Raw genomic sequence first — 6,968 nt, 5'->3', positions numbered from 1 at the left:
GGCGGTCCCGGGGGGGCCCTCTTTGCTCCCGGGGGGGGGGGGAGGGGGGGGGGGGGGCCCCGGAGGGGCCCCCGCCGTTGTGCCAGGAGCCCTGGCCGCTAGCAGAACAGGAGGCTGAAGAGGCTTCCTCCTCCGAGGAAGCAACCCTTGCTTGCCCTGCTGCCAGGCGGCGGCTTCAGGCCGGTCTCCGACTCGATGGTCAGACCTTGCAGTTCGAGGAGCGACATATGTGTTCACCTCCTTTCGCTCATGTGCGGCGGGACGGGAATGTCGAGAGGGGAGCGGCGGCCCGGTGTGAGGAAGGGCAGTCCGGTGGGCGCGGCGTGGCAGGCGGCGCCGAGGGCGAGCACGACGCCCGCGCCGCCGGTGGCCAGATCCATGGACAGTCGCATCAACTGCTCGCCGGGGAAGGCCAGCCGGCCGTCGAGAACGCAGGCGTGGCGGGCCAGCCGCCGGATGTGGGCCGCGACCACGGGATCGCGGGCGGCGGCCGTGCCGGGCGGGTGGGCGCGGCCGCGGTGGAGGATCATCCCGGCGACACCGTCGAAGAGTCCGGGTTCGACGTAGAACGACGCCCGGGATGCCTCGCGGATCGCCTCGGCGGCGGTCGCGAACTCCTCGTCCGCGCGGAGAGTCAGGTAGTCGTCGATGACCATGCCGATGCCCACACTGCCGTCCGCGAGGTAGGGCATCGTGCGGAACCCCTCGTTCACCTCCATCGAGCCCTCCGCGCGGACCACGCAGCGGCGCAGGTCCTGGCGCAGAGCGGTCGCGGCGAGGTCGAGGTGCGCCGGGTCGCCGTCGTACTCGTGGAGGCGCAGGAACAGCAGCGCCGGACCGGACGAGCCGTACATCAGCCCCGCTCTCGGGTGGGTGCCGCCGCTGATCTCCGGTACGGCGTCGACGGGGCCCAGCCGGTCGGCGACGGTCGTCGCCACGCGGCGGGCGGCGTCACGGACGGTGGCGTCGCCGGTGGTGGCCGCGAAGTGCAGCAGAGCGAGCCCGATGCCGGACAGCCCGCCCTTGAGGTCGAGGGCCAGGTTCTCCCAGTGCTCGCCGAGGCACATGTCGAGGAGCTTGACGGCCTCCTCGTGGTGGCCGAGGTGGTCGAGGACGAACGCGGTGCCGTGCAGGCCGTCGTAGAGGCCGAGGCGGACGCCGGGCGGCGGGTGCAGCGCGTGCCGGATGAGCCAGTCCTCGTGGTCGGGGTGTCGTCCGGCGCCCGTCACGTCCAGCGCGTACAGCACCCCGGCAGCGCCGTGGGCGAGGCCCAGGCCCCCGCCGGGCGCGGTGAACTGCTCGATGTCGCCGGGGAACAGCCGGTCGTCGCGCTCGGGGGTGGCGGAGGCGAGGATCGCGGATGTGATCGACTCGCGGGCGCGCAGCCAGCCGGCGTGGTCGGGTTCGAGACGGGGTTCGTCGTCCTTGTCGGCGACGGCCCCGTCATCCCCGGTGATCCCACCATCCCCGGTGAACCCGCCGCTCCCGGTGAACCCGCCGTCCCCGGTGATCGTGCGTACGGCCTCGTCGAGGAGGCCGTCGGGGACCGGGAACAGTCGGGCTGCCTCCCTGGCCAACTGGCCCGCCTTGCCGCGGTCCAGCTCGATCAGACCGGTCAGCGGCAGGAACAGAGAGATCTCCAGGCAGGCCAGCGCGTATCGGTCGATGTCGAAACCGGTGGTGGTGCTCGGGGCGTGGAAGCCGGGGGCCGCGAGGACCTGGTGGCGGGCGTGCGCCACGTCCGACGCACCCTCGAAGTCGATCAGGACCACCGTGTCGTCGGGCCGGACCATCACGTTGAAGGTGTGCACGTCACCGATGACGATGTCCCGTTCATGGACCGCCGCGACGGCCTCCCGCACTCTCCGGAGCACCCCCAGGGCCCAGGTGGTGTAGTCGGCGAAGGAGGTCGGGTCCGGGTCCAGTTCGGCGAGCGGACTGCGCTCGACGAGCAGTTGGTGCAGGGGTTTCCCCTCGATGAAGTCCTCGACGACGAAGCGGTGACCGCCCAGGTCGAAGTGGTCGCGGAGCGCGGGGACGCAATCGAGCCCGCGCAGCCGTGCCAGGGCCTCCCGCTCGCGCTCCAGCCGGGTGACGGCGTCCGCGCCGTCCGGGGTGAGCCCCGCGTAGGGCCGGGCCTCCTTGAGCACGACCCGCTCCTGGGTGCGCCTGTCCGTTCCGGCGTACAGCCCACCGCCGTTGGAGAAGTGCAGTGCCTTGTCGATCCGGTAGGGCAGATCGGCGACCGTGGTCCGGCGGCTCGCGGCGAGGTGGGGTTCGAGGAAGCCGGGCAGGTCCACCCACTCCGGTGTCCGGAAGGTGGGCCCGCGCACATCGGGGACCAGACGCCCCGAGGGGTCCGCCACCGCCTGCTCCACCTCACCGTCGGCCGACACGCAGTACCGGTCGGCGAAGGCGCCGTACCGGACGTGGAGCGGGCCGTCCCCCCAGCGCAGATCGCTGAGGATGTACGGCCCGGGGAAGCCGTCGAGGATGTCGCCCAGTTCGGTGAGGATCCGCTCGCACGCGACCTCGTCGCTCGGGTAGACGGTGACGAACTTGCCGCTGGAACCCCTGTGCGCGTACTTGGCGTTGGCGAGGAACAGGGTCTCCAGCCCGGGGAGGAACTTGAACGCGATACGGCGGGGCACGCAGTACTCCCACACCTCGTCCAGGATCGACTGGGCGTTGTCCAGGCAGGCCGACACATGGATCTTCCAGCCCTGCTGCGGGAGCCGTACGTCGAGGGGGCGGAAGGCCAGCCACTCGCCGACCTTCGCGCGCTTCCATGCCTCCTGGAGCGGGGCGTCTGCCTGACGGAATCGGCCGTGTGTTCCACCGTGCGAGGACGGGGCGTCGTAGAAGTGCGGGTGGGTGAGGCAGTAGACCTCGTACCGCTTGTCCACGGGAGCCTCCAGTGCTGCCGGGTCGCCCTCCCCCAGCGGTTTTCATGGCACTTCCTTCTCACCATCGCAGAGCGCGGTGGCGCGGACATCGTTCGTCTGTCATCGGTGGGCGTGTGATGCGCACAGTCGGACTGTGCACTTCACATGGCCGGCCGAGCCACAGTTGACGGACTGCCACATGCGCGGTTGTCACCAAGCCATGCGCTCCCCAGGGAATACATGCCTTACATATGTAAGGTTACAAACGTAAGGTGACCCCGTGGTAATCCTGGGCGGCCGAGGCGGCTCGTCGGCGTGATCGTCGGAAATCACGTCCTCGGAGGCCTCAGCAACGGTCTGACCCCGCAGGAGATCCTCGAGGCTGTGCTCCAGACCGTCCCCTACGTCGGGCTCACTGCCGCCGGCCAGGCCATGGCCAGCGTGGCCCGCGCGATCGAGGAGGCGTAACCGCGGCGCCTCGCGGCGGGCGCCACGGCGACGACCGCGCGCTCCCGCAAGGCTTCGCTCCCGCAGAATGAGACACATGAACCAGGACTCCGCGACCAGCACCGACACTGCCCGCAGACGTAACCCTCGCGGCCACGGGGACCGGCTCCGCGCGGAAATCCTGGCCGCCGTCGCACGCCTTCTCGACGAGAAACTGACCGACAACGCCCTCCCGGTGTCCCTTCGGGAAGTCGCGCGGGAGGTCGGCATCGCGGCCCAGAGCATGTATCTGCACTTCGCGGACAAGGAACAACTCGCCCGAGCGGTTGCCGAGGACGGATACCAACGGGTTGTCGCGGAGATGCGCGAGGCCGACGCCCGGGCAGCGGGCCGCGGCGCCGATGCCAGCGAACGACTCCGCGCCCAGGCGAACGCCTTCTGCGCCTTCGCTGTCGCTGAGCGCGGAGTCATCCGCATGATGTTCGGCCACGATGCGTCGAGCTTCGGTGAGCCCGGTCAGGAGCACCCCGCTCGTCTTCTGTGGCAGCAGTGGGTGGACGCCGTCCACGCCTGCGAGGGCGAGGGACTGCGCTGGCCGGACGGCGTGGAATCAGCCGCCTTACTGCTGTGGTCCGCGCTCTTCGGCCGGTTCGCGCTGTGGACTACAGCCTTCGGACAGCGCGACCAGGACGAACTCACGTCCCTCGTCGATCGCGTCGTCGACGCTGTCCTGCGCGACGGAAACCGGTGACCGGTCAACGGCGTTGTCGGGGAAGGGTCGCCAGACGGGTTGGGCGCGCGAGTCGGGCGGGACGCGCGCGACGCTGACAGCCCCGTGCGTCAGGGCAGGCGGGGCAGTTCGTCCCGCGCGGATTGGCTGAGGATGCGCAGGTCGTCGGCGAACCGTTCCACGTCCTCGGGCGGCAGCGGCGCCACGAAATAGCGGCGGATGTTCTCCACGTGCACCCCGGACGCGCGTACGACGGTCTCCTCCCCCAGCCGCGTCAGCCGTACCAGGCGGCCACGCCGGTCGTCCGGGTCGTCGGCCCGCTCGACCAGCCCGGCCGCCGCCATCCGGTCCACCAGCCGTGTCACACCGCCCGTGGTCAGCACCTGCGCCTGGGCGACGGCCCGCATGGACAGCCCGGGTCCGCCCGCCCGTCCCAGGATGAGCAGCACCTCGTACATGAGGTGGCTGATGCCGCACTCCCGCTCCAGCGACCGGCCGAGGATGTACTCGAGCCGGTTCGCCGCGCCCTGCAACCGTCCGAACGCCAGCACCAACGCGTCGTTCGCGGCCTCCTGAGGCGACGAGAACTCCGCCCCTTCGGCCACGTCACCACCTCGGCTCTCGTCCTGTGCAGCTCGCATCCACCGATCATCCCGTGTGCCGGGCCGCAAGGCGCACCGCCCCCCGGGAAGGCGGGGGCATATTTAGCAGAGTGCAAAATTTGCCCTGAGCAATTATTGCATCTCATCTCTCCCAACTCCCGTACCTACTGGCGTACGACTGCTCACACCAGAAGGCCCCCAGGCCCCATGCCCGTCCTGGCTGAAAAGGCCGGAAACGGGGATCACGTCCGCCGTGAACGGCGGCGTCACACGAGCACGGTGTCCGCCCAGCCGAGGGGGTTGGGCCCCGTCTCGTCCGCCGTCGGGGCCGGGGGCTCGCCGCCCGCCTCGCTGAACGCCGTGAGCGCGTCGACGAGTGCGGCCCGCCGCGCCGGGGCCAGGCGTGCCACGATCCCCGCGACCTCGGCCCGCCGCCGGGCCATGACGTCCTCGACCGTACGACGCCCCTCCTCGGTGAGGCCGAGCTGTGTCTCACGGCGGTTGGCGGGGTTGAGCCGGCGTTCCGCGAGGCCTGCCGCGATCAGCCGGTCGACCATACGCATCGCGGTGGACGGGGCGACCTGGAGCAGATCGGCGAGCGTGACCAGCTTGGTGTCGCCGCGCGTGGACAGGACGACCAGCATCCGGAACTGCGGGAGCGTCACGCGTTCCTCGACCTCGGCGAGGGAGCGGGCGGAGACCGCCACCAGCAGCCGCGACGCGGTCAGCACCGCACGGGTCACCGCGTCAACGTCGTCCATGTCCCCCATCGGGGTCTTTCGCTCCGCCATGGGTCCTTTCTACCGTGCCGAAGCAGCCGCTCCCGCCCGCGAGGGAACGGTCCTCCCCGCCCATGACCGAGGCGGCGGCTGCCCTACCGGCGGCGATCAAACCGGTTGTAGCGTGACCAGGTGCCGACGAACGATGCGGGCGACGCGAGGAATTCCTACGACGAGTACCGGGAACTGGGCGAGGCCGCCTGGTCGTGGGTGCTGGACCAGGTCCGTGACGACGACGGCCCGTGGCTGCCCGAGACGGTCCCCTCGGACGTGGCCCAGGACAGCGCGGACGCCGTACCCGGCAAGGACCGCGACTGTCTGTACGCGGGCATCGCGGGCCTGGCCCCCGTGCTGGCCGAGATCGCCCGGTACCGCGAACCGGCCGACCGGGAGCGGTCGTTGACGGCCGGGATCGTGACCAGGCTGTCGGCGGAGGCGAAGGTCCAGACGGAACCGTCGTTGTACGACGGCCTGGCCGGCTTCGTGACGGCGCTGCGCCTGCTCGCCCCGGACACGGAGTCGGTCGCGCTGCGACGGCTCGCCGAGCTGGCGACACCCGACGGCTGGCCGACCACCCTCGGGTTCGAGCCCAGGTCGGACGCGCCCCTCAACGACATCATCATGGGCACCGCGGGCGTGGTGCTGACCGCCGTCTGGGCGGGCGGCGAGTTCGCGGAGCCGATCGCCACGACGGGCTGCGAGGCGCTGCTGCGGGTGGCGGACCGTACGGCGGCGGGCCTGGACTGGGGCATCGGGGCGACCACGGAGTCCCGGTCGCCGAACTACTCCCACGGCACCGCCGGAGTGGCCTCGGCGCTGGCCGTGGCGGGGGCGGCACTCGGCAGGGAGGACTTCGTCGACGCCGCGGTCCAGGGGGCCCGGCACGTGCTGTCGGTGGGTTCGCTGGACGACGGCGGCTTCATCGTCCCGCACACGATCCCGCCGTCGAGGCGCGAGGTGGAGCCGGTGACGTACACGTGGTGTCACGGTCCCGCGGGCACCTCGCACCTGTTCTCGGCGCTGGCCCACGCGGGCGTGACGGAGGTGTCGGGTCACGGCGTCGGCGAGCTGCGGCAGCGCTGCCTGACGTCGATCCTCACCTCGGGGCTCCCGCAGCGCCTGCGCCCCGGGTTCTGGGACAACGACGGCCGCTGCTGCGGCACGGCGGGCGTGGGCGACGTACTCCTGGACGCGGCACAGGACTGCGCGGACGCGGACACCGCGGCGACGCTCGTGCGGGCGGCCAGCACGATGGGCGACGCGCTGGTGGAACGGGCGGTCAGGGACGGGGCGGGCGCCCGCTGGCGCTTCGTCGAGTACCGCCAGGAGTCGCCGCTGCTGCCGCCGGGCACCATGTGGATGCAGGGCGCGGCGGGCATCGCGGCGTTCCTCCTGCGGCTCGCCCGGTTCGTCGAGACCGGCCCGGAGGCGGCGGTGGTGGACCGGCCCGACCAGTGGTGGGCGGTGCCGGACCGGCTGCGTACGACGGGCGCTGCGGCCCTCTCCTGAGCGGGCGACGACGGGC

General features: G+C 71.7%; 7 protein-coding genes. 3 read left to right on the top strand and 4 right to left on the bottom strand.

What is annotated here, in order from left to right; translation table 11 throughout:
- Positions 1–98 precede the first annotated feature (98 nt).
- The gene (locus ADL01_RS47095; RefSeq protein WP_005478547.1) at positions 99–227 is read right to left on the bottom strand and encodes a SapB/AmfS family lanthipeptide; all 129 of its coding nucleotides are present in this window, start codon (positions 225–227) and stop codon (positions 99–101) included.
- A 6-nt stretch (positions 228–233) separates the two neighbouring features.
- Positions 234–2,906 carry a class III lanthionine synthetase LanKC gene (gene lanKC / locus ADL01_RS40390; RefSeq protein ID WP_053747086.1) on the bottom strand — a complete coding sequence of 891 codons (2,673 nt, stop codon included), beginning with the start codon at positions 2,904–2,906 and terminating at the stop codon, positions 234–236.
- Between the two features lie 294 nt (positions 2,907–3,200).
- Here lanKC and ADL01_RS40385 point away from each other — a divergent pair, with 294 nt between their 5' ends.
- Both ADL01_RS40385 and ADL01_RS40380 read left to right on the top strand, forming a co-directional pair.
- Positions 3,201–3,353, top strand: coding sequence for a carboxymuconolactone decarboxylase family protein (locus ADL01_RS40385; RefSeq protein WP_199835156.1), 153 nt, complete (start codon positions 3,201–3,203; stop codon positions 3,351–3,353).
- A gap of 76 nt (positions 3,354–3,429) precedes the next feature.
- The gene (locus tag ADL01_RS40380; RefSeq protein ID WP_234354972.1) at positions 3,430–4,083 is read left to right on the top strand and encodes a TetR/AcrR family transcriptional regulator; all 654 of its coding nucleotides are present in this window, start codon (positions 3,430–3,432) and stop codon (positions 4,081–4,083) included.
- A gap of 89 nt (positions 4,084–4,172) precedes the next feature.
- Here the strand turns inward: ADL01_RS40380 and ADL01_RS40375 are convergent, their stop codons facing one another.
- Together ADL01_RS40375 and ADL01_RS40370 are read right to left on the bottom strand one after the other, a co-directional pair.
- On the bottom strand, positions 4,173–4,703 hold the full coding sequence (locus ADL01_RS40375) for a MarR family winged helix-turn-helix transcriptional regulator (protein ID WP_234354971.1): 531 nt from the start codon (positions 4,701–4,703) through the stop codon (positions 4,173–4,175).
- Positions 4,704–4,930: 227 nt separating this feature from the next.
- Positions 4,931–5,455: a MarR family winged helix-turn-helix transcriptional regulator gene (locus ADL01_RS40370; protein WP_053747083.1), complete on the bottom strand. Its 525-nt coding sequence runs from the start codon at positions 5,453–5,455 to the stop codon at positions 4,931–4,933.
- A 120-nt stretch (positions 5,456–5,575) separates the two neighbouring features.
- On the opposite strand from ADL01_RS40370, the gene ADL01_RS40365 reads away from it, so the two are divergent.
- Entirely contained in the window at positions 5,576–6,952 is a 1,377-nt protein-coding gene (locus ADL01_RS40365) for a lanthionine synthetase LanC family protein (protein WP_053747082.1), read from the top strand.
- Positions 6,953–6,968 lie beyond the last annotated feature (16 nt).

This window comes from Streptomyces sp. NRRL WC-3618 (assembly GCF_001280005.1).
GTDB lineage: Bacteria > Actinomycetota > Actinomycetes > Streptomycetales > Streptomycetaceae > Streptomyces.
This window is presented reverse-complemented; position numbering and strand designations above follow the sequence as displayed.

Excerpts from the sequence above, each read along its gene's own strand:
- ADL01_RS47095 (WP_005478547.1), bottom strand. The coding sequence starts at position 227 with ATGTCGCTCCTCGAACTGCAAGGTCTGACCATCGAGTCGGAGACCGGC.
- ADL01_RS40380 (WP_234354972.1), top strand. The coding sequence starts at position 3,430 with ATGAACCAGGACTCCGCGACCAGCACCGACACTGCCCGCAGACGTAAC.
- ADL01_RS40375 (WP_234354971.1), bottom strand. The coding sequence starts at position 4,703 with ATGCGAGCTGCACAGGACGAGAGCCGAGGTGGTGACGTGGCCGAAGGG.
- ADL01_RS40370 (WP_053747083.1), bottom strand. The coding sequence starts at position 5,455 with ATGGCGGAGCGAAAGACCCCGATGGGGGACATGGACGACGTTGACGCG.